Consider the following 24,223-nt stretch of genomic DNA (forward strand, 5'->3'; position numbering starts at 1 on the left):
CGAAGCGGACATCCGAGCGGGGCAACTTCCCCGTCCGGCGATGAACGTTGGGCTCCCTGAAAAGGTGTGGCTGTCCTGCCTTGGCGTCAAGATGTGTACGTCACAGACTCGCATGAACAAACTGTCAGACGAGGTTGAACGTGCCTCCTTGTCGCCGCGACTAAGGCAACGAGCCCGCGCAGTTCCACGCGGCACCATTGCCGCGCTGTAAAGATGACACCTTGGAGGCGCGGGCTATTCCCGAGGCGGTCATGAAGCAGGCACTCCTTGTTGTCGCACTTGCCGCCGCAGCCTGCGCCGGCGCGGCGTTAACCGTCGAGGCGCAGGAAGGCGTCGACAAAGCCAGGGCGGCCGCCTTCGACAACAGGATGTTCGCGGGCCCGCCCGGCGCGAAAGCCCATGCCTGCTTCGTGCGGCGATACGATGCAAATCATCTGACGCAGCATCCGAAGCAGAAGGTCAGCGCGATCAAGCTGCTCGTCGCCGCCGAGGATGCGCCGGAGGACAAGACCACCAACTACTCGTTCCGGCTCGGCGTCGCTTACCGCCACCGCCCCGGCAATTTCGACTCCAGCGGCTACTGCAACCATGCGGTCGCGACCGAATCCGGACACGAGATACGCTTCGAATGCCTTGGCCGCATCGTGGTGTGGAATCGCAACAAGCCCGACGACGACGCCGGCGAAGCGCTGCTCGCCGGCGCCGACGACAAGATCTTTCGCGTCGATCGCGCGGACTTGGGCGAATGCGCCGAACTTGTGACCGACCGCAAGGAACTCGCTGCACTCCGGCACAAGTGATAGGCTTTGCGCCGGTCGACAATCATTGCGCGAGGGACGCCATGCACCGACGCAGCATCCTGTGGGGCACCCTCTCGGCGATCGGCGCTGCCTTTACAGCGCCACGGGCGAACGCCGCCACTGAGACCCCACCACCGGGAAAGCTGAAGGTGGTCTATCACCTCGACGACCTCGGCAAGGTCAATTTCGTGATCGGCAACATCCAGAACCATCTCGACGGCGTCGGCCCCGGCAATGTGACGATCGCACTCGTGGTGCACGGCCAGGCGCTGAAGGCGTTTCGTTCGGCGGCGGCCAACCCCGACCTGACGAGGCATGTCCGGCAGCTCACGACGGACGGAATTGAACTCGTCGCCTGCGGCAACACCATGAAATCGCAGAACATCACCCTCGCCGACCTGCTCCCGGGCTTCGTCGCCGCCGAGCGCGGCGGTGTGGTCCGCCTCGCCGAGCTGCAATCCCAGGGCTACCTCTACCTGCGGCCCTGACGCGCGGCCGCGCGCCCGCAACGCGTCATAAAAATGTGCCGAGATCAGGGTCTGCTCGCACCGGCGTCCGAGGGGATCGAACTGTTGTGAATGGCGTTATCCCTTGGGAATGCTGATATTCCGCCCGGGCCCCCAGTCATGTTGACAATCCGCCTCCGCCCCCGAAAGCTGCCCGGGAACCCAAAAATCGACCCTCGATCGAACGAGAACAGGCACCCATGAACCCCGTCAAAGCACTCGAAAATCACCGCCAGGCCGTCTGGCTGGACTTCCTTGCCCGCGGCTTCGTCGCCAAGGGCGACCTGAAGCGGCTGATCGAGACCGACGGCGTCAAAGGCGTGACGTCCAACCCCTCGATCTTCGAGAAGGCGATCGGCAGCTCGGACGAGTATGACGGGGCGATCGGCAAGGCCCTCAAGAAGGGCGACCGCTCGGTCGCCGACCTGTTCGAACACCTCGCGGTCGAGGACATCCAGCACGCCGCCGACGTGCTGCGCCCGGTCTACGACCAGAGCCATGGCGGCGACGGCTTCGTCAGCCTCGAAGTGTCGCCCTATCTGGCGATGGACACCAAGGGCACGATCGCGGAGGCCGAGCGGCTCTGGAAGGACGTCCACCGCAAGAACCTGATGGTCAAGGTGCCGGCGACGCCGGAGGGCCTGCCGGCGGTCGAGTACCTGATCGGCGAAGGCATCAGCATCAACATCACGCTGCTGTTCTCGCAGAAGGTCTATCGCCAGGTCGCGGAAGCCTATCTCAAGGGCCTGGAGAAGTACGTCGCCAAGGGCGGCGATCCCTCCCATGTGGCAAGCGTCGCCAGCTTCTTCGTCAGCCGCATCGACTCTGCCGTCGACAAGCAGCTCGACGAGAAGATCGCACGCGCCAACGACCCGTCCGAGAAGGAGCGGCTCGCGGCCTTGAAGGGCAAGGTCGCGATCGCCAATGCAAAGCTCGCCTACCAGGACTACAAGCGCCTGTTCTCCGGCCCGCGCTGGGACAAGCTCACGGCCAAGGGCGCCAAGCCGCAGCGGCTGCTGTGGGCTTCGACCGGCACCAAGAACAAGGACTACAGCGACGTGCTCTATGTCGAGGAGCTGATCGGCCCCGACACCGTCAACACCGTGCCGCCGGCAACCCTCGATGCCTTCCGCGACCACGGCAAGGTCCGCGACAGCCTCGAGGAGAATGTCGAGGACGCCCGCCACGTGCTGGACGAGCTGGAGAAGTCCGGCATCTCGCTCGATGCGATCACCGAGGAGCTGGTCAAGGACGGCGTCAAGCTGTTCGCCGACGCGGCCGACAAGCTGTACGGCGCGGTCGCCCACAAGCGCGCGACCTCGCTCGGCGGCGGCATCGACCATCAGAAGCTGGCGCTCGGCGCCGGTATCGAGAAGGCGGTCGAGAAAAGCACCGAGGAATGGCGCGTATCGGCCAAGATCCGAAGGCTCTGGCACAAGGACAAGTCGGTCTGGACCGGCGATGACGAGGACAAATGGCTGGGCTGGCTGACCAGCGCTGCAACCGCCGACGTCGCCGACTATGAGGATTTCGCCAAGCGCGTGAAGGGCCAGAACTTCACCGACGCCGTCGTGCTCGGCATGGGCGGATCGAGCCTCGGGCCGGAGGTGCTGGCCCAGACCTTCCCGCACAAGTCCGGCTTCCCGCGGCTGCACGTGCTCGATTCCACTGATCCGGCCCAGGTGCGCGCGATGGAGGAGTATGTCGACATCGCAAAGACGCTGTTCATCGTCTCCTCCAAATCCGGCGGCACCACCGAGCCGAACGTGATGAAGGACTATTTCTTCGACCGGGTGGCCAAGGCGATCGGCAAGGACAAGGCCGGCCATCGTTTCATCGCGGTGACCGATCCCGGTTCGTCGCTGCAGAAGGTCGCGATCAAGCAGGGCTTTGCCCGCATCTTCTACGGCGACCCTGCAATCGGCGGCCGCTATTCCGTGCTGTCGCCGTTCGGCCTGGTGCCGGCGGCGGCCGCGGGCATCGACGTCCGCAGCCTGCTCGGCCATACGCTAGCCATGGTGCGCTCGTGCGGCGCCGACGTGCCGCCGCAGGAAAACCCGGGCGTCCAGCTCGGGCTGGCGATGGGCATCGCCGGGCTCGAAGGCCGCGACAAGGTGACGATCTTCGCCTCGCCCGAGGTCGCCGATTTCGGCGCCTGGGCCGAGCAGCTGATCGCGGAATCGACCGGCAAGGACGGCAAGGGCCTGATCCCGATCGAGGGCGAGACCATCGGCGACGCCGCGGTCTACGGCAACGACCGCTTCTTCCTCGACCTGCGCACCGAGGGCGAGCACGACGCCGCGCATGAGGCCAAGCTCGCCGCGCTCGAGGCCGCCGGCCATCCCGTGGTCCGGATCGTGATGAAGTCGATCGACCATATCGGCCAGGAGTTCTTCCGCTTCGAGATCGCGACCGCGGTGGCAGGCTCCATCCTCGGCATCAACCCGTTCAACCAGCCCGACGTCGAGGCTGCCAAGATCAAGACGCGCGAGCTGACGGCGGCGTTCGAGAAGACCGGATCGCTGCCGGCCGAGCGGCCGGTGGTGTCGGCGGATGGCGTCGAGCTCTACACCGACGCGCAGAACGCCGAGGAGCTCCGCAAGGCCGGCGCCAATGGCGACCTCGATTCCTGGATCAAGGCCCACCTCTCGCGCTCCGGCCGCAGCGACTATGTCGCCCTGCTCGCCTATATCGAGCGCGATGGCGACACCATCGACGCCATGCAGGCGATGCGGCTGAAGGTGCGCGATGCGAAACACCTTGCGACCTGCGCCGAATTCGGCCCGCGCTTCCTCCATTCGACCGGACAGGCCTACAAGGGCGGGCCCGACAGCGGCGTGTTCCTGCAGGTCACGACCGACGACAGCAAGGACCTGGCCGTGCCCGGCCAGAAGGCGAGCTTCGGCGTGATCAAGGCGGCGCAGGCGCGCGGCGATTTCGACGTGCTCACCGAGCGCGGCAGGCGGGCACTGCGCGTGCATCTCAAGGGCGACCTCACCTCCGGGCTTGCGGCACTCGATGCCGCGATCTCGGCCGCACTGAACTGACGGAGGCGAGCAATGCAACTCGGCATGATCGGCCTCGGGCGGATGGGCGGCAACATCGTCCGCCGCCTGATGACCCAGGGTCACACCACCGTGGTCTACGACAAGGATCCGAAGGCGGTCGCGGCGCTGGTCGCCGACAATGCCACCGGCTCCTCGTCGCTGGAGGATTTCGTCCTCAAGCTGGAAGCGCCACGCACCGCCTGGGTGATGCTGCCGGCCGGCAAGATCACCGAAGCCACCATCGAGGCGCTGTCGAAGCTGATGCAACCCGGCGACGTCATCATCGACGGCGGCAACACCTTCTGGCAGGACGACGTCCGCCGCGGCAAGGCGCTCAGGGAGCGTGGGCTGCATTATGTCGATGTCGGCACCAGCGGCGGCATCTGGGGCATCGAGCGCGGCTACTGCATGATGATCGGCGGCGACAAACCCGTCGTCGACCGGCTCGACCCGATCTTCAAGACGCTGGCGCCCGGCATCGGCGACATCCCGCGCACCTCCGGCCGCGACGGTCGCGATCCGCGCATCGAACAGGGCTACATCCACGCCGGTCCGATCGGCGCGGGGCATTTCGTCAAGATGATCCACAACGGCATCGAATACGGCCTGATGCAGGCCTATGCCGAAGGCTTCGACATCCTGAAGAACGCCAACATCGAGGCGCTGCCGCCCGACCATCGCTTCGATCTCGACATCGCCGACATCGCCGAAGTCTGGCGGCGCGGCAGCGTGATCCCATCCTGGCTGCTCGACCTCACCGCCTCGGCGCTGGCGCAGAACCACACGCTCGACAATTATTCCGGCTTCGTCGAGGATTCCGGCGAAGGCCGCTGGACCGTCAATGCCGCGGTCGACGAGGCGGTGCCGGCCGAGGTGCTGACGGCGGCGCTCTACACCCGCTTCCGTTCGCGCAAGGATCACACCTTCGCCGAGAAGATCCTCTCGGCGATGCGCGCAGGGTTTGGCGGCCACAAGGAGCCGCCGAAGAAGGCTTAAAACGAACCGCGGAAGGTCACGTGCAGAAGAAACCCGATCCTTGCTCCTTCATCATCTTCGGCGCCACCGGTGACCTGACACACCGGCTGGTCGTCCCGGCGCTCTACAATCTCGCCGCCGGCAATCTCCTGCCGGAAAAGTTCTGCGTCGTCGGCATCGTCCGCAAGGGCATGTCGAGCGAGCAGCTGACCGACAGCCTGCTGCAGGGGCTGCGCAAGTTCGCGACCCGTCCAGTGGACGAGGCGATCGCGAAGCGGCTGTTCGAATGCGTCACCTCGATCGAGGCCGATCCGAGAGATCCCGCTTCGTTCGATGCCATGAACGAACGGCTCGACAAGCTCGAGACGGCGCGCGGCACCGGCGGCAACCGGCTGTTCTATCTCGCGACCCCCCCGAACGCCTTCCTGCCGATCAGCGAGCAACTCGAACGCACCGGCATGCTGGAGGAGAACGGCGCCTGGCGGCGGCTGATCATCGAAAAGCCGTTCGGCACCGATCTGGCGTCGGCCAGGGCGCTGAATGCCGCGCTGCTGAAGCTGATGGATGAGCATCAGATCTACCGGATCGACCATTACCTCGGCAAGGAAACCGTCCAGAACATCCTGGTGCTGCGCTTTGCCAACGGCATGTTCGAACCGATCTGGAATCGCAACCATATCGACCACGTCCAGATCACCGTCGACGAGAAGCTCGGCGTCGGCCATCGCGGCAGTTTCTACGACGCCACCGGCGCGCTGCGCGACATGGTGCCGAACCATCTATTCCAGCTGCTGTCGCTGGTGACGATGGAGCCGCCGGCGCGCTTCGACGCCCATGCGGTGCGCTCGGAGAAGGCCGAGGTGCTGAGCGCGATCCAGATCCAGAGCGAGCAGGAGGCGCTGTCCAACTCGGTGCGCGGCCAGTATCGCGGCGGCCGGGTCGGCGACACCGAGATCGAGGACTATCTCAAGACACCGGACGTCAGGCCGGACAGCTCGACCGAGACCTATGCCGCGCTGAAGCTGACGATCGACAATTGGCGCTGGGCCGGCGTGCCATTCTACCTGCGCACCGGCAAGGCGCTGACCAGCAAACGCACCGAGATCGCGATCAAGTTCAAGCAGGCGCCGTTCGCGATGTTCCGCGACACCGCGGTCGACCGCCTGTCGCAGAACTACCTGGTCATCTCGACCGAGCCGACCGAAGGCATCGAGCTGCAGTTCAACACCAAGGTGCCTGGCCCGGCCATCAACATCGACGGCGTCGAGATGAAGTTCCGCTACAAGGACTACTTCAAGGCCGAACCATCGACCGGCTACGAGACGCTGATCTACGACTGCATGATCGGCGACAATCTGCTGTTCCAACGCGCCGACAGCGTCGAGGCCGGATGGCAGGCGGTGCAGCCCTTCCTCGACGCCTGGAAGACTGCCGGCGGGCGCGGTCTGCAACCCTACAAGGCCGGTAGCGAAGGTCCGGAGGCCGCCAACGCGCTATTGACGCGCGACGGCCGCAGCTGGCGGAAGCTCGGCTGACCATGACCACGAGCGGCGAGCGCAAGATCATCACGGTCGCCGATCCGGCCGCACTGGCGAAGACCGCCGCCGAACGGATGATCGCCAGGATCGACCAGAACAGCGGCCGGATCGCAGTGTGCCTCACCGGCGGCTCCAGCCCCAAGGCGCTCTACCAGCTGCTGGCGACACCGGACTATCGCCGGCGGATTCCGTGGGATCGCATCGACTGGTTCATCGGCGATGAGCGCCTGGTGCCGCGCAAGGACCCACTGCACAATATGAGCATGGCGCGCCAGGCCTTCCTCGACCGCTGCGCCCCGGCCGCGAATGTCCATCCGATCGCAACCGACACCGCCGATCTCAGGGATCCCGACGTCAGTGCGGCGCTGTACGAGAACGAGCTGATGGCCTTCTACGGCGCCGAACAGCTCGATCCGAAGCGGCCGCTGTTCGACCTCGTGCTGATGGGCATCGGGCCCGATGGCCACACCGCCTCGCTGTTTCCCGGCTTCCCCGCGGTCGAGGAAACCCAGCGCTGGGTGGTCGGGGTGCCCAAGGCCAATGTCGAGCCGTTCGTGCCGCGGGTCTCCTTGACCCTGCCTGCCCTCGCCTCCTGCCGCGAGATGCTGTTCGAGGTCGCGGGCGAAAACAAGCGCGCGATCTTGACGCGCCTGTTCGCAGGCGAGAACCTGCCGGCAAACCGCGCGCGATCGCTGGGCGAAACCGTCTGGCTGATCGATCAGGCCGCGCTGCCGGGGGACTTGCGTAAATGATTTTCTTGGGTGACCTTCTTGGGTGACGGGCAAAACCCCTGCGCACTGGTCGTGATGGGCGTCTCCGGCTCGGGCAAGAGCACCATCGCCGACCGCTTGGCGATCAGGATCGGCTGGCGCTTCGAGGACGGCGACAGCTTTCATCCGCCGAGCAATGTCGCGAAGATGCATTCCGGCCAGCCGCTCACCGACGAGGATCGCTGGCCCTGGCTGCGCGCCATCGCCAATGAGATCGACCGCACCTGCGGCGTCCGCGAACGGGCCGTCATCGCCTGCTCCGCGCTGAAGCGCGCCTATCGCGACGTCCTGGTGCATGGCCGCGACGACATCCGCATCGTCTTCCTCGACGGCACAGAGGAGCTGATCGCGACACGGCTGGCCGCGCGCAAGGACCATTTCATGCCGCCGGGCCTCCTCGCCAGCCAGTTCAAGACGCTGGAGCCGCCGACGCCCGACGAACGCCCGATCACGGTTGCGATCGACCGTTCGGTCGACACCATCGTCGAAGACATCGTCAGTCAACTGAAGTTGGACCGCCCATGACCCGCATCGCCCTTGTCGTATCCGATGTCGACGGCACGCTGCTCACCAAGGACAAGACCCTGACCGACGGCGCCCTGACCGCGGCGCGCAGACTGCACGAGGCCGGCATCGGCTTCACCATCGTCTCCAGCCGGCCGACGATCGGGATGGGTTTCCTGGTCGCGCCGCTCGCGATCACGCTGCCGATCGGCGCCTTCAACGGCTCTTCGATCGTCGATCCGCAACTGAAGCCGATCGAGCAGCATTTGATCCCGGCCGCCGTCGCCAAACGCAGCATCGACCTGCTCCGCGAGCGCGGCATCGATATCTGGCTGTTCACCAACGACCGCTGGCTGACCCGCAATCCCGACGGCGAGTACAACGCGCACGAAAAGCGCGCGATCAAGCATGATCCGACCGTCGTCGGCGATTTCACGCCCTATCTCGACCAGGCCTGCAAGATCGTCGGCGCGAGCTCGGATGCGCCTCTGCTGCAGCGCTGCGAGGTGGAGATGCAGCAGATGGTCGGCAATGATGCGACCGCGGTCCGCTCGCAGACCTACTATCTCGACGTCACCCCGCCCGGCCACGACAAGGGCACCTTCGTCGAGGACATCGCGAGACGCCTCGGCATATCGCTCGAAAATGTCGCCACGATCGGCGACATGCAGAACGATCTGCCGATGTTCGCGAAAAGCGGCGTCTCGTTCGCGATGGGCAATGCCAGCGATGACGTAAAGGCGCGCGCCACGCATGTCACCGAAACCAACGAGCACGACGGTTTCGCGCGCGCGATGGAAACGGTGCTGACGATGGGCCGCTAAGGCGGCTTTCTAGAAAGATCGCGCGCAAAGCAAAGGCTACGATCAGGTCGACCGCTGCACCGCCGGCTTCTCGGCGTCGGCCTTGGCGGCGCTGAGATTGTGCGCCGTGTTGATCAGCGCGATATGAGTCAGTGCCTGCGGAAAGTTGCCGGTCTGCCGGCCGGCGCCCGAGTCGAACTCCTCCGCCAGCAGCCCGAGATCGTTGGCGACCGCGACGACGCGGTCGAACATGGTTTGCGCCTTGTCGAGATCTCCCGCCAGCACATGGGCGTCGGCGAGCCAGAGGCTGCAGGCCAGGAACGCGCCCTCGATCGGCTGGATTTCGTCAGACACCTCGCGCGGATCGTGCCGCAGCACGAATCCGTCGCGGATCATGTGCCGCTCGACCGCAGCGATCGTGCCGCGAATGCGCGGATCGGACGGCGGCAGGAAGCCTACCGACGGCAGCAGCAGCAGGCTGGCGTCGAGCAGCTTTGACCCGTAGCTCTCGACGAAGCTGTTGAGATCGGGATCGAAGCCCTGCCGGCAGACGTCGCGATGGATGGCCTCGCGCAGCACCCGCCATTTGACCAGTGGCCCCTTGAAGCCGAACCGCTCCGCGCTCTTGATGGCGCGGTCGAAGGCGACCCAGCACATCACCTTGGAGAACACGTAGTGTCTGGGCGTGCCGCGGCGCTCCCAGATGCCGTGATCCGGCTGGTCCCAGACATCGGCGAGATGACTGACGACGGTGCATTCGAGCGACCAGCTCTCATCATCGAGCTTCAGCTTGGCCATGCGGGACTGGTGGAAGGCGTCGATCAACTCGCCGTAGACGTCGAGTTGCAGCTGCGCATGTGCGGCATTGCCGACGCGGACCGGTTGCGCCCCCTCATAGCCGGGCAGCCAGCCGGCTTCCCATTCCAGGAGGCGCCGCTGCCCCAGGATGCCGTACATGATCTGCATGTCGGCAGGAGCACCGGCCGCGGCCCGCAGCAGCCAGTTGTGCCAGGCGGCCGCTTCCTCGGTGTAGCCCGAATTCATCAGTGCCAGCAGCGTGAAGGTGGCGTCGCGCAGCCAGCAGAACCGGTAATCCCAGTTGCGCGCGCCGCCGAGCTTTTCCGGCAACGACGTGGTCGGGGCCGCGACGATGCCGCCGGTCGGCCTGAAGGTCAGTGCCTTCAGCGTGATCAGCGAGCGCATCACGAGGCTGCGCTGATAGCTGCCGTCATAGGTCGAACGGCTGCACCATTCCTTCCAATAGTCCTCGGTATCCTTCAGCGCGGCCTCGGGATCGATCGGCTCCGGCACCGGCTGATACGACGCTCCGTAGGTCAGGACAAAGGGCACGGTGTCGCCCTCGCCGATCTCGAAATCGGCGATCGTGGTCAGGTCCTTGCCCGATGTCTTCACTGGCGTGCGCAGCAGGGTCATGTCCTGTCCGCTGATCGCCAGCAGCCCCTCGCCGTCCGGGTTCTTCTTCACCCAGGGAACATCGACGCCGAAGCCGAAGCGGATCACCAGCTCCATGTGCATCTTGACGCGGCCGCTGATGCCGCGAACCAGGCGGACCACGTCGGAGGCATTGCCGCGCGGCGGCATGAAGTCGATCAGCGCGACCACGCCGTCCTCGGTCTCGAACCGAGTCTCCAGGATTAGCGTATCGTCCCAATAGCGGCGGGAGATCCGCTTGATCTCGCCAGCGGGCGCCAGCAGCCAGCGGCCATTCCGCGACGTGCCGAGCAGCGCCGCGAAGCAGGCGTCGGAATCGAACGCCGGCCAGCACAGCCAGTCGATCGAGCCGTCGCGACCGACCAGCGCTGCGGTTTCGCAATCGCCGATCAGCCCATAGTCTTCGATTCGAGAGGCCACCGCCGTGCTCCGCGTTGTCAGGCGTGCGACCGCTCGCGGGTTGCACGCTTGAGCGCGTCGATGTCGATCGCCGACGCGAGATGCTCGATCGAGACCGGCAGCCGCCGTTTCCAGTTCGGATGCTCGTAGACGGTGCCGGGGATGTTCGGCTGCTCGACAATGCCAAGCAAATCCTCCATCGAGACCGCCATCATCCGCGACCGCGTCCGTGCCATGAAGTTCACCACCGAATAGAAATCATTGTGGTGGATATCGTGCCGGTGCAGCACGTCGTCGAGATGGCCGAGCGCATCCCAGCGCCCCTGGTCGGTCTCACCGGGATCGATCCCGAGCGCGCGCTTGGTCTTGAGGTCGCTGAACGAGCGCCAGCCGGCATAGGTCGAGAGATCGTGGGTGTTGAACGTCACCAGCGCATTCGGCAGATAGTAGTCGGCGTTGCGGAACACGCCCTGGTCGTCGGTCTCGAACATCATCACGAGATACGACCAGATGCCCCAGCCGTTCATCTGCTCGCGAAAGCCCGGAGGCACGGTGCCGAGGTCCTCGCCGATCACGACGCAGCGGCTCGCAACGCTCTCCTGCGCGGTCGCCGCCAGCAGCGCCTCGAACGGCATCAGCACATAGGCGCCATTGGCCGGGCCGAAGCCGCGCGGCACCAGATAGAGCCGCTTCAGCCCGAAGGCGTGGTCGAGCCTGATCGCGCCGGCATGGTGCATCGAGGCGCGCAGCATCTGCCTGAACGGCTCGAACGAACGCTGCTCGAGGCCCGCGGCGTTGAAGCCGGCAAGCCCCCAGTCCTGACCCGCGGTGTTGAGCGGGTCCGGCGGCGCGCCGACGCCGAGATGACGCGAGATCGCGGTCTGCTCATTCCACGCGTCGAAGCCATCCGACTGCACGCCGACGGCGACGTCGAGATAGAGCCCGACCCGCATGCCGAGCTTGTGTGCGAGCGCCTGGCAGGCGCCGAGCTGCCGGTCCGCGGTCCATTGCACGAATTCCACGAATTCGACCTCAGTGGCGGTGTCGCGCGCCCGGCGCAATTTCGCGCACGCCGTATCGTTGGGCTGCCGCCATTCGTCCGGCCATTCCCACCACGGCGTGTTGAATTTGTGCCGCATCACCTCGAAGCAGGCGAAGCGCGACAGCAGCACGCCCTGCTCCTTGCGATAGGCCTCGAAATCCTGCCAGCGGCCGAGGCCGGGATTGGCCTTGAAGGCCGCGAAGGCCGCGCGCAGCGCGGGCCATTTCAGCGCCGCGACACCGACATAATCGACCATGTCACGGCTGCGGAGCTGCGCCAGCGCAGCTTGCGTTTCGGCATCGGCGCGGAATTCGGGAATCTTCGCGACGTCCACATAGAGCGCGTTAAGGAACAGCCGGCTGTTCGGCGAGTATGGGCTGCAATCGCCAGGCCGATCGTCGAACAGCGCATGCAGCGGATTGAGCCCGATGCCGTCGGCGCCGAGCCGATGGGCGAATTCGAGCAGACCCTGCAGATCGGTGAAGTCGCCGATGCCCCAGTTGCGCGCCGACCGCACGCCATAGAGCTGGACCGCGATCACCCAGCAGCGGTCGAACGCGCCGCCGAATGCGCCGTCCGGCGCCACCAGAAGCGGCAGCTCCTCGCTGCCCGATGCGTCCTTGAGCTGCAACCGGTGCACGCCCTCGGGCAGGCCCGACGGCCACATCACACTCCGCTCATGTGCCTCGCCTTGCGCGAGCACCGCAGTGCCGTTGGTGAGCTTCCATTGCACCGGAAGCCGGGCCGTCTCGGAGAGCTGCGTCTGTCCGCCATGGCCGCCTCTGACGACCACGGGATCGGCGATCATCCGACGCGGCGTCTGGGGCGGCAGCGCCGCGAGGATCGCCGTCAGCGCCTCGGGGGTTGTCACACGGCGGTGACCGCTACCATCGATATACTCGGTCTGGATTCCCAGGGTCTGGGCTTTGGCGTAAAGGTCCATTCGGCACGCTGCTTGCTCGCAACGGTATTGGGATCGTTGCTAAATTGTACAGATACGGGAAAGGGATAGTTGATGTTCAACGCTCTACCCTATCCGGCGTTCCCACCGGGAACCATTGCCCGGCGAGCGGCTTTCTATATGGGTCTGGCGTGCCTCCTTCCCGGCGCCGGGACTTCATTTGCCTATTCAATGGCGGCATCACCGTGAACAAAACCGCCCGGCCTGTCGAGAGTGCCCACAGCACTTTTCATATTACCGATGTCTATCCGTCGGTTGATGGCGGCCGCTTTGCGGTCAAGCGCATCGCGGGCGAAGCTGTCGAGGTGTGGGCCGACATCTATCGTGACGGACATGATGTGATCGCAGCGGCATTGGTGTGGCGGCATGAGGGCGACGGCGAATGGCAACACGCGCCGATGACGCCGCACAGCGACGACCGCTGGGGCGGCGCCTTCGTGCCCGACCGGCCCGGCCGCTACAGCTTCGCGATCGAGGCCTGGACCGACGAATTCGCCAGCTGGCGGCATCGCTTCGAGCAGAAGCAGCGCGACGGCGGCGACCACACGCTGGATGCGGTCGAAGGCGCGGGCATGCTGACCCGGGCGCAGGCCGGTGGCCCGGCCGCGGCCGCAATCATCATCAGGCAGTGCGAAATCTTCCTGCAAACCGGCGAGCCCGGCGCGCTGCTCGCACCCGAATTGCGTGAGGCGATGGCCGCCAGCCAGTTTCGCCGCGACCTGGTGCGATCGCAGCTCTATCCCCTCACCGCGGACCGGCCGCAGGCGCGCAGCGGCGCCTGGTACCAGATGTTTCCGCGCAGCCAGGGCAAGACACCCGGCGTGCACGCGACCTTCAACGAATGCATCGCGCGGCTGCCCGATATCGCGGCGATGGGCTTCGACGTCGTGCTGCTGGCGCCGATCCACCCGATCGGGCGGACCCATCGCAAGGGCCGCAACAATGCCGCCATCGCGCAGCCAGGCGATCCCGGCAGCCCTTATGCGATCGGTGCGGCCGAGGGTGGCCACGATGCCGTGCATCCGGAGCTCGGCACGCTCGACGACTTCCGCGCTTTCGTGGCGGCATGCCAGGCCCATGGCCTCGAGGTGGCGCTCGATTTCGCCGTGCAATGCTCGCCCGATCATCCCTGGCTGACGGTGCATCCGGAGTGGTTCAAGCGGCGTCCGGACGGATCGATGCGCACGGCCGAACATCCGCCGCAGCGCTGGGACGATGTCGTCAATCCGGATTTCGGATCCAAGGACGCAGCCGCGCTATGGCGCGCGCTGCGCGATGTCGTGCTGTTCTGGGTCGAACAGGGCGTGAATATCTTCCGGGTCGACAATCCGCACACCAAGCCGCTGGCATTCTGGGAATGGCTGATCCGCGAGGTGCAGGACAGCGATCCGGACGTGCTGTTCCTTTCGGAGGCGTTCGCGCGGCCGAAACTGATGAAGGGTCTCGCCAAGCTCGGCTTCACGCAGTCCTACACTTACTTCACCTGGCGCACGCAGCGTTCCGAGCTCGAACAGTATCTCGGCGAGTTGATATCCTATCCCGATCGCGACTTCTTTCGGCCGAATTTATTCGTCAACACACCTGACATCCTGCCCTTCCACCTGCAAAGCGGCGAATCCTGGATGTTCAAGTCGCGTCTCGCGCTGGCCGCGACGCTTTCAAGCAACTACGGCATCACCAGCGGCTTCGAATTGCTCGAGCACACGCCGGTGCCCGGCCGCGAGGAGTATCTCAACTCCGAGAAATACGAAGTCAGGGTTCGCGACTGGGATCAGGCCGGGAACATCAAGCCCTATGTCGCGGCCCTCAACCAAATCAGGCGCGGCAATCCAGCCCTGCAACAATTCGCCAATCTGCGCTTTGTCAATGTCGATGACGGCGGCGTGATCGGCTTCGTCAAGGCGGCGGCCGATCAGGGCAATGTGATCGCGGCCGCGATTGCGTTATCGTCCGAGCCCCGCGACGTCTGGCTTCCGCTCGGCGACGTCACGGTCGGCCTTGGCGATGCCCGGCGCCCCGTCACGGCCGTGGAAGACCTCGTCACCGGCGAGCGTCATGCGCTCGAATGGGAAGGCATCCGCCTGCGTCTGGATCCTGCGCGCGATCCCGCGTTGCTGTTGCGCTGTGTCGCCTGAAGGAGCCGTCATGAACGTATTCTCCTCCGTCAATAGCCAGGAGAAGGTCGCGACCGAGACCGCGGACCAGCTGTGGTACAAGGACGCCATCATCTACCAGCTGCACGTCAAGGCGTTCGCCGACAGCAACAATGATGGCATCGGCGACTTCGCAGGCCTGACGGATAAACTCGGCTATCTGCAGGAGCTCGGCGTCACCGCGCTGTGGCTGTTGCCGTTCTATCCCTCGCCCGGCCGCGACGACGGCTACGACATCGGCGACTATGGCGACATCAATCCCGACTTCGGTACGATGAAGGACTTCAAGCGCTTCATCCAGGAGGCCAAGAAGCGCGGCTTGCGCGTCATCACCGAACTCGTCATCAATCACACCTCGGACCAGCACGCCTGGTTCAAGCGCGCGCGCCGCAGCCCGCCGAATTCGAGCGCGCGCAGCTGGTATGTCTGGAGCGACACCGACCAGAAATACCTCGATACGCGGATCATCTTCACCGACACGGAAAAGTCGAACTGGACCTGGGATCCGGAAGCCGGCCAGTTCTACTGGCACCGCTTCTTCTCGCACCAGCCGGACTTGAACTTCGACAATCCCCGCGTGGTGCGTGCCATCGTGCAGGTGATGAAGCGCTGGCTCGACACCGGCGTCGACGGCTTCCGGCTCGACGCCATTCCCTATCTTTGCGAGCGCGACGGCACCAACAACGAGAACCTGCCGGAGACGCATGCCATCATCAAGCGGCTGCGCCAGGAGCTCGACGCCTATGCCAAGGGCAAGATCCTGCTGGCCGAGGCCAATCAATGGCCGGAGGACGTGCAGGAATATTTCGGCCATGGCGACGAATGCCACATGGCCTATCACTTCCCGCTGATGCCGCGCATCTACATGGCGATCGCCCAGGAAGACCGCTTTCCGATCACCGACATCCTCAGGCAGACGCCCGACATTCCGGCAGCCGCCCAGTGGGCGCTGTTCCTGCGCAATCACGACGAGCTGACCCTGGAGATGGTCACCGACGTCGAGCGCGACTATCTGTGGTCGACCTACGCCAACGATCCGCGCGCCCGCATCAATGTCGGCATCCGCCGCCGCCTTGCGCCGCTGATGGACAATGACCGGCGCAAGATCGAGCTGATGAACTCGCTCTTGCTGTCGTTCCCGGGCACGCCGATCATCTATTACGGCGACGAGATCGGCATGGGCGACAACATCTATCTCGGCGACCGCAACGGCGTGCGGACGCCGATGCAGTGGTCGCCGGACCGCAACGGCGGCTTCTCGCGCGCCGACCCGGCGCGGCTCTACGCGCCGATGATCATGGATCCGGTCTACGGCTATGAGGCCGTCAATGTCGAGGCGCAGTCGCGCAGCCTCTCGTCGCTGCTGTCGGCGACCAAACGGCTGATCGCGGTGCGCAAGTCGACGCTCGCCTTCGGGCGCGGCACCATGACCTTCATCCGCCCGGAGAACCGCTCGGTGCTCGCCTATGTCCGGCAGTATCAGGGCGAGGCGATCCTGTGCGTCGCGAATCTGTCGCGCTCGGCGCAGGCGACTGAGCTCGATCTTTCCGCCTTCAAGGACCGCATTCCGCTCGAGATGCTCGGACGCACGCGCTTCCCGGCGATCGGCGAGCTGCCCTACATGATCACGCTGGCGCCTTACGGCTTCTACTGGTTCCAGCTGCAGGAGCGCGACAAGTCCGAGCCGGTGAAGCCGCGGGCGGTGCCGGAGTTCGAGACACTGGTCGTGCCGCTCGGTTCGACCTGGACGTCGCTGGCGCGGGAGCGCGGCGTGTTCGAGCATGACGTGCTGCCCGGCCATCTCGCCCGCTCGCGCTGGTACCCGGAGCATTCCCCGAAGGCGATCCAGCCGACGCTGGTGTCCGCGGTCCCGTTCTGCGACATCGGCGATAACCGGCCCTGGCTGATCTTCTTCGAAACCACGGAGCGCGGCGCCACCAGCCGCTACGTGCTGCCGATGCAGATCGAATGGGTGCGCTTCGACCGCGAGCGCTACAACCCGCGCGCCTTTGCCGCGATCCGTCAGGGCGCGCGCGAGGGCACGCTGCTCGATGTCTCAACCGACCAGATCTTCACCGGCCTGTTCCTGCGCAATCTCAGGGAGAATCTCACCGTCGACGAGGGCGAGCAGGGCCTGAAGCTCGAATTCCGGCCGACCAGCCGCTTCTCCGACCGCCCGGTGCGTCAGCCGGAGCGGATCCGTGTCTTCGAGAACGATCAGCCGCATTCGACCGCGCTGGTCGACAATGAGTATGTCACCAAGATCTACCGGAAGCTCGAGGTCGGCATCAATCCGGAGATCGAGATGGGCCGCTTCCTCACCGAAGTAGTCAATTTCCCCAACACACCCGCATTGCTCGGCACATCGGAACTGGTGGAGGGTGACAATCGCAGCGCGATCGCGGTGCTGCACGCCATGGTGGTCAACCAGGGCGACCTCTGGACCGTGGCCGCTGCCCACCTCGATCGCCTCGTCGAGCGGCAGCGCCTGTTGGCGGCGAGCGAAAATCCCGATGAGAACGGTGATCATGCGACTTATCTGCGCCACCTGTCGCACAGCGGAAAGCGCCTCGCCGAGCTGCACATCGCGCTCGCCAGCAACCGCGACCTGCCGGATTTCGCGCCCGAACCGACCAGGCCCGAAGACCTGCAGCGCTGGAGCGACGAGATCATGGCCCGCGCCGAACGCGTGTTCGACACGCTGAAGCAGCGGCGCGGCTCCCTGAAAGAGGCCGACCGGCTGCTGGCCGATCAGTTGCAAGCCCAGCACGACATGCTGCCGGAGCGGCTGAAGGCGCTGCTGCCGCGCGAGACCGACGGGTTCAGCATCCGCCATCATGGCGATTTGCATCTCGGCCAGTTGCTGGTCGTCAAGGACGACGTCTTCATCATCGATTTCGACGGCGGACCGGGCCGCACCATCGCAGAGCGGCGGCGCAGAGCGCCGCCGGCGCGCGACGTCGCCGGCCTGATCCGCTCGATCGATTATGCGGCGACCGTCGCGCTGGAACGGGCCCTCAAGGTCGCCCCCGACGAGAGCGGCAGGCTGAGCCTCGCTTTGGCCGAATGGCGCGACCAGGCCGCGGATGCCCTGCTCGCGGCCTATCGCGAGACCACGGCCGGCCAGCGGCTGTGGCCCGCCGACGCCAGGGCGGCCGATCGCCTGCTCAACTTTTTCCTGCTTGAGAAAGCCTTCTACGAGATCGAGTATGAGCTGGCCAATCGGCCGGATTGGCTCCGCGTCCCACTGACTGGCCTGTTGAGACTCCTGGCCCAACAGCCGCATGAGGTTGCATGAATAAATTGCCCGCCGAGGCCTATGCCATCATCGAGGGCCGCCATTCAGATCCCTTCCACTACCTCGGACTTCACGCCGAGGGGGATCGCAATGTCGTGCGCGCCTTCCTGCCTGATGCCTCCAATGTCGAGGCGATCGGCGAGCATGGCGAGGCGGCGCCGCTGGCCAAAATCCATGACGCCGGCCTGTTCGCGGGTCCCTTGCCGAACGGCTCGACGCGCTACCAGCTCCGCGCCCGCTTCGGCGACAACGTCGTCGAACTGGAGGATGCCTACCGCTTTCCGCCGATCCTGAGCGATTTCGACCTCTATCTGCTCGGCGAGGGGACGCATCTGCGCGTCTACGACACGCTCGGCGCCCATCCGATGACGCTCGACGGCGTCGACGGCATCGGCTTCGTGGTGCTGGCGCCCAATGCGCGGCGGGTCAGCGTCGTCGGCGACTTCAATTTCTGGGACGGACGGCGGCATCCGATGCGGGTGCGCGGCCCGGGCTATTGGGAGCTGTTCATCCCACGCGCGCGCGTCGGCGATCACTACAAGTTCGAGATCATCGGGCGCAACGGCCAGCATTTGCCGCTGAAGTCCGATCCGCTGGCGTTCGCCGCCGAGGTGCGTCCGAAGACCGCCTCGATCGTGATCGACGAGCGCAAGATCCCGCATCCGCGCCCGGCGCCCGATCGCGTCAACGCCCTGAGCTCGCCGATGTCGATCTACGAGGTTCATCTCGGATCGTGGCGGCGCAAGGGCCGCAATGAGTGGCTGACCTATCGCGAGATGGCGGAGCAGCTTCCCGCCTATGCCAGCGATATGGGCTTTACCCATATCGAATTCCTGCCCATCACCGAGCATCCGTTCGACGGCTCCTGGGGCTATCAGCCGACCGGGATGTTCGCCCCGACCAGCCGTTTCGGCTCGCCCGATGATTTCGCCGCGCTGATCGACGCCTGCCACGGCGCCGGCCTCGCCGTGCTGCTCGACTGGGTTCCCGGGCATTTTCCCGACGATCCGCACGGTCTCGGCAATTTCGACGGCACCGCACTCTACGAGCACGCCAATCCGTTGCAGGGCCGTCACCTCGATTGGGGCACGCTGATCTACAATTACGGGCGCACCGAGGTCACCAACTTCCTGGTGTCGAACGCGCTGTTCTGGCTCGATCGCTACGGCATCGACGGGCTGCGCGTCGATGCCGTCGCCTCGATGCTCTATCTCGACTACAGCCGTCCCGCCGGCGGCTGGATTCCGAACAAATATGGCGGCCGGGAGAACATCGAGGCGATCGATTTCCTGCGCCGCTTCAACACCGAACTCTACGCACACTTCCCACAGGCGATGACGGCGGCGGAGGAATCCACCGCGTGGCCGCAGGTGTCGCGGCCGGTCGAATATGGCGGGCTCGGCTTCGGCTACAAGTGGAACATGGGCTGGATGCACGACACGCTGAAGTATATCAGCAAGGATCCCATCCACCGCAAATTCCATCACGGCGACATCCTGTTCGGCCTGCACTACGCCTTCTCGGAGAACTTCATCCTGCCGCTGTCCCACGACGAGGTCGTGCACGGCAAGCGCTCGATCCTCGGCCGCATGCCCGGCGACGACTGGCAGCGCTTCGCCAATCTGCGCGCCTATTACAGCTTCATGTTCGGGCATCCCGGCAAGAAGCTGATGTTCATGGGCTGCGAGTTCGGCCAGGAGCGCGAATGGAATCACGACCACTCGATCGATTGGCATTTGCTGCAACAGCCGAGGCATAGCGGCATCCAGAACCTGGTCCGCGACCTCAACCGGCTCTATCGCGCGCTGCCGGCGCTGCACGAGCTCGACTGCGACCAGGCCGGCTTCGAATGGGTCATCACCGACGACGCCAGCAACAATGTGTTCGGCTGGATCCGCAAGGGCAATGATGCGCGCGCCCGCTGCCTCGTGGTCCTGAACTTCTCGCCCAACGTCTACCGCAACTATCGCGTCCGGGTGCCGTTTGCGGGCAAGTGGCACGAGGTGTTCAACTCGGATTCCTCCCATTACGGCGGCACCAATGTCGGCAATATCGGCGAGGTCCGTGCCTCGGAGGGCGCCATGCCCGAGCTGAGCCTGACCATTCCGCCGCTGGCAGCGATCTTTCTCGTACCGGAAAGCTGATCCATGCGACTGACCGGGGGTACGTCCGCACGGCTCGGTGCAAGCTGGGACGGCAGAGGCACCAATTTTGCGCTGTTCTCGGCGAATGCGGAGAAGGTGGAGCTGTGCCTGTTCGACGGCCAGGGCCGCCGCGAGCTCGAGCGGATCGAGATGCCGGAGCGCACCGAGGATGTCTGGCACTGCTACCTCAACGACGTCTCGCCGGGCCAGCTTTACGGCTATCGCGTCTACGGGCCCTACGCACCGGAGCGCGGCCACCGCTTCAATGCCAACAAGCTGCTGCTCGATCCCTACGCCAAGCGACTTGCCGGCCGGCTGGTGTGGAGCGATGCGCATTTCGCCTATCGCACCGGCAGCGCGCGCGAGGATCTCTCCTTCGACCGGCGCGACAATGCCCGCGGCATGCCGAAGGCCGTGGTGGTCGACGAGACCTTCAACTGGGGCCGCCGCGAGATCCGGCCGCACATTCCCTGGCAAGACACCATCATCTACGAGGCCCACGTCAAGGGCCTGACCCAGAAGCGCGAGGACGTGCCGCCGAACCTGCGCGGCACCTATGGCGGCCTGTCGTCGCCGGCGATGATCGACCACCTCAAGCGGCTCGGCGTCACCACCATCGAGCTGTTGCCGATCCACGGCCTGATCGACGACCGTGTCCTGGTCGAGAAGAAGCTGTCGAATTACTGGGGCTACAACACCATCGCCTTCTTCGCGCCGGAGGTGCGCTACGCCCAGGACAATGCGCTGGACTCGTTCCGCACCACGGTGGCGCGGCTGCACGATGCCGGCATCGAGGTGCTGCTCGACGTCGTCTACAACCACACCGCCGAGGGCAACCATATGGGCCCGACGCTGAGCTTCCGCGGCATCGACAATGCCTCCTACTACTGGCTGAATCGCGAGAATCCGCGCTTCTATGACGACTTCACCGGCTGCGGCAGCTCGGTCAACCTCACCCATCCGCGCGTGCTGCAGATGGTGATGGACTCGCTGCGCTACTGGGTCGAAGTCTGCCATGTCGACGGCTTCCGCTTCGACCTCGCCACGACCCTGGCGCGCGGACCCAACGGGTTCGATCGCAACCATCCCTTCCTCACGGCGATCCGCCAGGACCCGGTGCTGGCGACCGTGAAGATGATCGCCGAGCCCTGGGATCTCGGTCTCGGCGGCTACCAGGTCGGCGCGTTTCCGTCGCAATGGTCGGAGTGGAACGACCGCTATCGCAGCGCGATGCGGCGCTACTGGAGCGGCGAAGGCAGCCTGATCGGCGACATATCCGGCCGTATGACCGCGTCCTCGGACCTGTTTCACCACGACAACCGCGCGACCCGCGCCAGCGTCAACCACATCACGGTGCATGACGGCTTCACGCTCGCCGATCTCTTCAGCTACAACGAGAAGCACAACGAGGCCAATGGCGAGGACAATCGCGACGGCTCCAACGACAACCACAGCAACAATTGCGGCCATGAAGGCCCGACCGATGATCCTGCCATCATCGCGCTGCGCCGCCAGCTCAGGAAGAACGCGCTGGCCTGCCTGCTGCTCGCACAGGGCACGCCGCTGATCCTTGCCGGCGACGAGGTCGCCAACACCCAAGCCGGCAACAACAACGCCTATTGCCAGGACAATGAGACCGGCTGGATCGGCTGGGAGAATCTCGGCACGGACGACGACGCCATCGCCTTCATCGGTCACCTCACCGCGCTCCGCCAGCGCTTCGGCCAGATCCGCTGCCAGAGCTGGCTCGACGGCCGCCGCGCCGACGGCAGCTATGGTGTGATCTGGCTGACGCCATCAGCGGAGGAAATGAAGGAGTCCGACTGGAAATTCCCGGAAAGCCGGTTCCTCGCCTACGTGCTGGGGCCGATGGAACAAGGCCAGGCGCCGATCTTTATCGTGCTCAATGCCGCGCCGCAGGAGATCGTGTTCAGGATGCCGCGGATGGCGGAATACAGGAGCTGGCAGCAGATCTTGAACACGACCAAGGCAGAACAAACGGCCGAGCTATTTGCAGCCGGCGCCGACACCACGGCACCGCCTCGTTCGGTGCTGGCATTCGCAGGCTCCGCATGAGCAGTGCGCGGCACTTCGGGCCCGAACTGACCGCTGATGGCGCGCACTTCCGGCTCTGGGCGCCGGCAGCCAAGCGCGTCGACCTCCTGCTCGACAAGCCGCACGCGCTCACGCGCGATGTCGCCGGCTGGTACGTCGCCGAGATCGCAGGCGCGCGCGCCGGCACGCGTTACAAATTCCGCATCGATGACGACGTCGACGTGCCCGACCCGGCCTCCGCGTTCCAGCCGGACGACGTGTTCGGCCCGAGCGAGGTGATCGATCACTCGGCCTTCAAATGGCGCGCGACCGGGTGGCGCGGCCGTCCCTGGCATGAGGCCGTCATTCTCGAGGCTCATGTCGGCACCTTCACGCCGGAGGGGACCTACCGCGCCATGATCGACAAGCTCGATCATCTGGTGGCAACCGGCATCACCGCGCTCGAACTGATGCCGCTGGCGGATTTCGCAGGCGAGCGCAACTGGGGCTATGACGGCGTGCTCTGGAATGCGCCCGACAGCGCCTACGGCCGTCCCGAGGACCTCAAGACCCTGATCGACGAAGCGCATCTGCGCGGGCTGATGGTGATGCTCGACGTGGTCTACAACCATTTCGGCCCCGAGGGGAATTACCTCGGCCGCTATGCGCCCACCTTCTTCAGCGACGCACATACGCCATGGGGCAGCGCGATCGATTATCGCGTGCCCGAGGTGCGCACGTTTGCGATCGGCAGCGTGGTGAGTTGGCTGCGCGACTATCGGTTCGACGGGCTGCGCTTCGACGCGGTCAACACCATCGTCGAAGCCGGCGAAATCTCCATCCTGCATGACTTCAGCAAGGCCGCAGGCCAACTCGCCACGGAAACCGGCCGGCACATCAACCTCGTGCTCGAGAACGGCGACAACATCGCAAGCCTGCTCGATGCCGCCGAGGACCCGCCGCACGGCAAATTCCGCGGCCAGTGGAACGACGATTATCATCACGCCTGGCATGTGCTGCTGACCGGAGAAACCCAAGGCTACTACGGCGACTACCGCGCGCCGAAGCAGGACCTCGCGCGCGCGCTGTCGTCCGGCTACATCTATCAGGGCGAAGTCTCCGAGTTCTGGGGCGGCAAGGTCCGCGGCGAGCCGAGCGGTGCGCTGTCGCCGACCTGCTTCATCAACTTTCTGCAGAACCACGACCAGATCGGCAACCGGCCGCTGGGCGATCGGCTCGAGAGCATCGCAAAGCCGGAGGCGATCGAGGCGGCGCTGGCGATCACATTGATCGCGCCGACCACGCCGATGCTGTTCATGGGCGAGGAATGGGGCGCAACGACGCCCTTCCCGTTCTTCTGCGACTTCAAGGGCGACCTCGCCAACGCCGTCCGCGCCGGCCGGCGCAAGGAATTCGCCTGGGCCTACGCCAAATATGGCGACGACATACCCGACCCACTTGCCGAGGCGACGGTGCGATCGGCCGTGCTCGACTGGGCGACGCTTGGCCACGATCCCGCCCGCGCGCGACTGACGCTGGTGCGCGACCTGCTCGCCCTGCGCCGGCGCGAGATCACGCCGCGGCTCATCGGGGCACGCTTCGGCGGCGACCGCGTCACGGGCGATCTCTTGACCGCGCATTGGCGGATGGGTGACGGCCGCACGTTGTGGCTCACGGCCAATTTGTCGGATCGGGATATCACCGGCGTAGCGGAACCGAAGGGAACTGCGATCTGGGGCGCCGCGTTGTCGAGCGACCTCCCTGGCTGGGCGGTGCGCTGGCACATCGGATAGCACA

General features: G+C 65.4%; 15 protein-coding genes. 13 read left to right on the plus strand and 2 right to left on the minus strand.

Going from position 1 to position 24,223, the window contains the following annotated elements:
• Positions 1-251 precede the first annotated feature (251 nt).
• The 8 genes from AAFG13_RS15390 (at position 252) to AAFG13_RS15425 (ending at position 8,964) form a co-directional block, all read left to right on the plus strand.
• On the plus strand, positions 252-800 hold the full coding sequence (locus AAFG13_RS15390; protein WP_342712516.1) for a hypothetical protein: 549 nt from the start codon (positions 252-254) through the stop codon (positions 798-800).
• A gap of 41 nt (positions 801-841) precedes the next feature.
• Positions 842-1,288, plus strand: coding sequence for a DsrE family protein (locus AAFG13_RS15395; protein ID WP_342712517.1), 447 nt, complete (start codon positions 842-844; stop codon positions 1,286-1,288).
• 218 nt (positions 1,289-1,506) lie between these two features.
• Positions 1,507-4,353 (plus strand): bifunctional transaldolase/phosoglucose isomerase, encoded by a 2,847-nt coding sequence (locus AAFG13_RS15400; RefSeq protein ID WP_342712518.1) that lies wholly within the window; start codon positions 1,507-1,509, stop codon positions 4,351-4,353.
• 12 nt (positions 4,354-4,365) lie between these two features.
• Entirely contained in the window at positions 4,366-5,349 is a 984-nt protein-coding gene (gene gnd, locus AAFG13_RS15405; RefSeq protein WP_212310683.1) for a phosphogluconate dehydrogenase (NAD(+)-dependent, decarboxylating), read from the plus strand.
• 20 nt (positions 5,350-5,369) lie between these two features.
• Positions 5,370-6,863, plus strand: coding sequence for a glucose-6-phosphate dehydrogenase (gene zwf, locus AAFG13_RS15410; RefSeq protein WP_342712519.1), 1,494 nt, complete (start codon positions 5,370-5,372; stop codon positions 6,861-6,863).
• A gap of 2 nt (positions 6,864-6,865) precedes the next feature.
• Positions 6,866-7,618, plus strand: a complete 753-nt coding sequence (gene pgl, locus AAFG13_RS15415; RefSeq protein ID WP_342712520.1) for a 6-phosphogluconolactonase — start codon at positions 6,866-6,868, stop codon at positions 7,616-7,618.
• Between the two features lie 18 nt (positions 7,619-7,636).
• On the plus strand, positions 7,637-8,161 hold the full coding sequence (locus AAFG13_RS15420; RefSeq protein ID WP_342712521.1) for a gluconokinase: 525 nt from the start codon (positions 7,637-7,639) through the stop codon (positions 8,159-8,161).
• Complete coding sequence (locus AAFG13_RS15425) at positions 8,158-8,964, plus strand: Cof-type HAD-IIB family hydrolase (RefSeq protein ID WP_342712522.1); 807 nt, start codon at positions 8,158-8,160, stop codon at positions 8,962-8,964. Before AAFG13_RS15420 ends, AAFG13_RS15425 begins: the two co-directional genes overlap by 4 nt.
• Before the next feature lie 42 nt (positions 8,965-9,006).
• Here the strand turns inward: AAFG13_RS15425 and AAFG13_RS15430 are convergent, their stop codons facing one another.
• Positions 9,007-10,815: a glycoside hydrolase family 15 protein gene (locus tag AAFG13_RS15430; RefSeq protein ID WP_212310687.1), complete on the minus strand. Its 1,809-nt coding sequence runs from the start codon at positions 10,813-10,815 to the stop codon at positions 9,007-9,009.
• Positions 10,816-10,832: 17 nt separating this feature from the next.
• Positions 10,833-12,779 (minus strand): 4-alpha-glucanotransferase, encoded by a 1,947-nt coding sequence (malQ, locus tag AAFG13_RS15435; protein WP_342712523.1) that lies wholly within the window; start codon positions 12,777-12,779, stop codon positions 10,833-10,835.
• A gap of 203 nt (positions 12,780-12,982) precedes the next feature.
• Between malQ and AAFG13_RS15440 the strand changes: the two genes are divergently transcribed.
• From AAFG13_RS15440 to treZ, 5 genes are read left to right on the plus strand one after another with little or no spacing between them, the layout of a single operon-like run.
• The gene (locus AAFG13_RS15440; RefSeq protein WP_342712524.1) at positions 12,983-14,932 is read left to right on the plus strand and encodes an alpha-1,4-glucan--maltose-1-phosphate maltosyltransferase; all 1,950 of its coding nucleotides are present in this window, start codon (positions 12,983-12,985) and stop codon (positions 14,930-14,932) included.
• A gap of 10 nt (positions 14,933-14,942) precedes the next feature.
• Complete coding sequence (treS, locus tag AAFG13_RS15445) at positions 14,943-18,248, plus strand: maltose alpha-D-glucosyltransferase (RefSeq protein ID WP_212310690.1); 3,306 nt, start codon at positions 14,943-14,945, stop codon at positions 18,246-18,248.
• Complete coding sequence (gene glgB / locus AAFG13_RS15450) at positions 18,245-20,392, plus strand: 1,4-alpha-glucan branching protein GlgB (protein ID WP_342712525.1); 2,148 nt, start codon at positions 18,245-18,247, stop codon at positions 20,390-20,392. The genes treS and glgB overlap by 4 nt, the downstream gene beginning before the upstream one ends.
• Before the next feature lie 3 nt (positions 20,393-20,395).
• Positions 20,396-22,468, plus strand: coding sequence for a glycogen debranching protein GlgX (gene glgX, locus AAFG13_RS15455; RefSeq protein WP_212310692.1), 2,073 nt, complete (start codon positions 20,396-20,398; stop codon positions 22,466-22,468).
• A complete protein-coding gene (gene treZ / locus AAFG13_RS15460; protein ID WP_342712526.1) occupies positions 22,465-24,219 on the plus strand; it encodes a malto-oligosyltrehalose trehalohydrolase in 1,755 nt (584 codons plus the stop codon). The genes glgX and treZ overlap by 4 nt, the downstream gene beginning before the upstream one ends.
• The last annotated feature ends 4 nt before the right edge of the window (positions 24,220-24,223 follow it).

Origin of the sequence: Bradyrhizobium sp. B124, from assembly GCF_038967635.1 — a bacterium.
Taxonomy (GTDB): domain Bacteria; phylum Pseudomonadota; class Alphaproteobacteria; order Rhizobiales; family Xanthobacteraceae; genus Bradyrhizobium.

Coding starts and splice junctions, on each gene's coding strand:
- AAFG13_RS15390 (WP_342712516.1), top strand. CDS start 252: ATGAAGCAGGCACTCCTTGTTGTCGCACTTGCCGCCGCAGCCTGCGCC.
- AAFG13_RS15395 (WP_342712517.1), top strand. CDS start 842: ATGCACCGACGCAGCATCCTGTGGGGCACCCTCTCGGCGATCGGCGCT.
- AAFG13_RS15400 (WP_342712518.1), top strand. CDS start 1,507: ATGAACCCCGTCAAAGCACTCGAAAATCACCGCCAGGCCGTCTGGCTG.
- gnd (WP_212310683.1), top strand. CDS start 4,366: ATGCAACTCGGCATGATCGGCCTCGGGCGGATGGGCGGCAACATCGTC.
- pgl (WP_342712520.1), top strand. CDS start 6,866: ATGACCACGAGCGGCGAGCGCAAGATCATCACGGTCGCCGATCCGGCC.
- AAFG13_RS15425 (WP_342712522.1), top strand. CDS start 8,158: ATGACCCGCATCGCCCTTGTCGTATCCGATGTCGACGGCACGCTGCTC.
- malQ (WP_342712523.1), bottom strand. CDS start 12,779: ATGGACCTTTACGCCAAAGCCCAGACCCTGGGAATCCAGACCGAGTAT.
- treS (WP_212310690.1), top strand. CDS start 14,943: ATGAACGTATTCTCCTCCGTCAATAGCCAGGAGAAGGTCGCGACCGAG.
- glgB (WP_342712525.1), top strand. CDS start 18,245: ATGAATAAATTGCCCGCCGAGGCCTATGCCATCATCGAGGGCCGCCAT.
- glgX (WP_212310692.1), top strand. CDS start 20,396: ATGCGACTGACCGGGGGTACGTCCGCACGGCTCGGTGCAAGCTGGGAC.
- treZ (WP_342712526.1), top strand. CDS start 22,465: ATGAGCAGTGCGCGGCACTTCGGGCCCGAACTGACCGCTGATGGCGCG.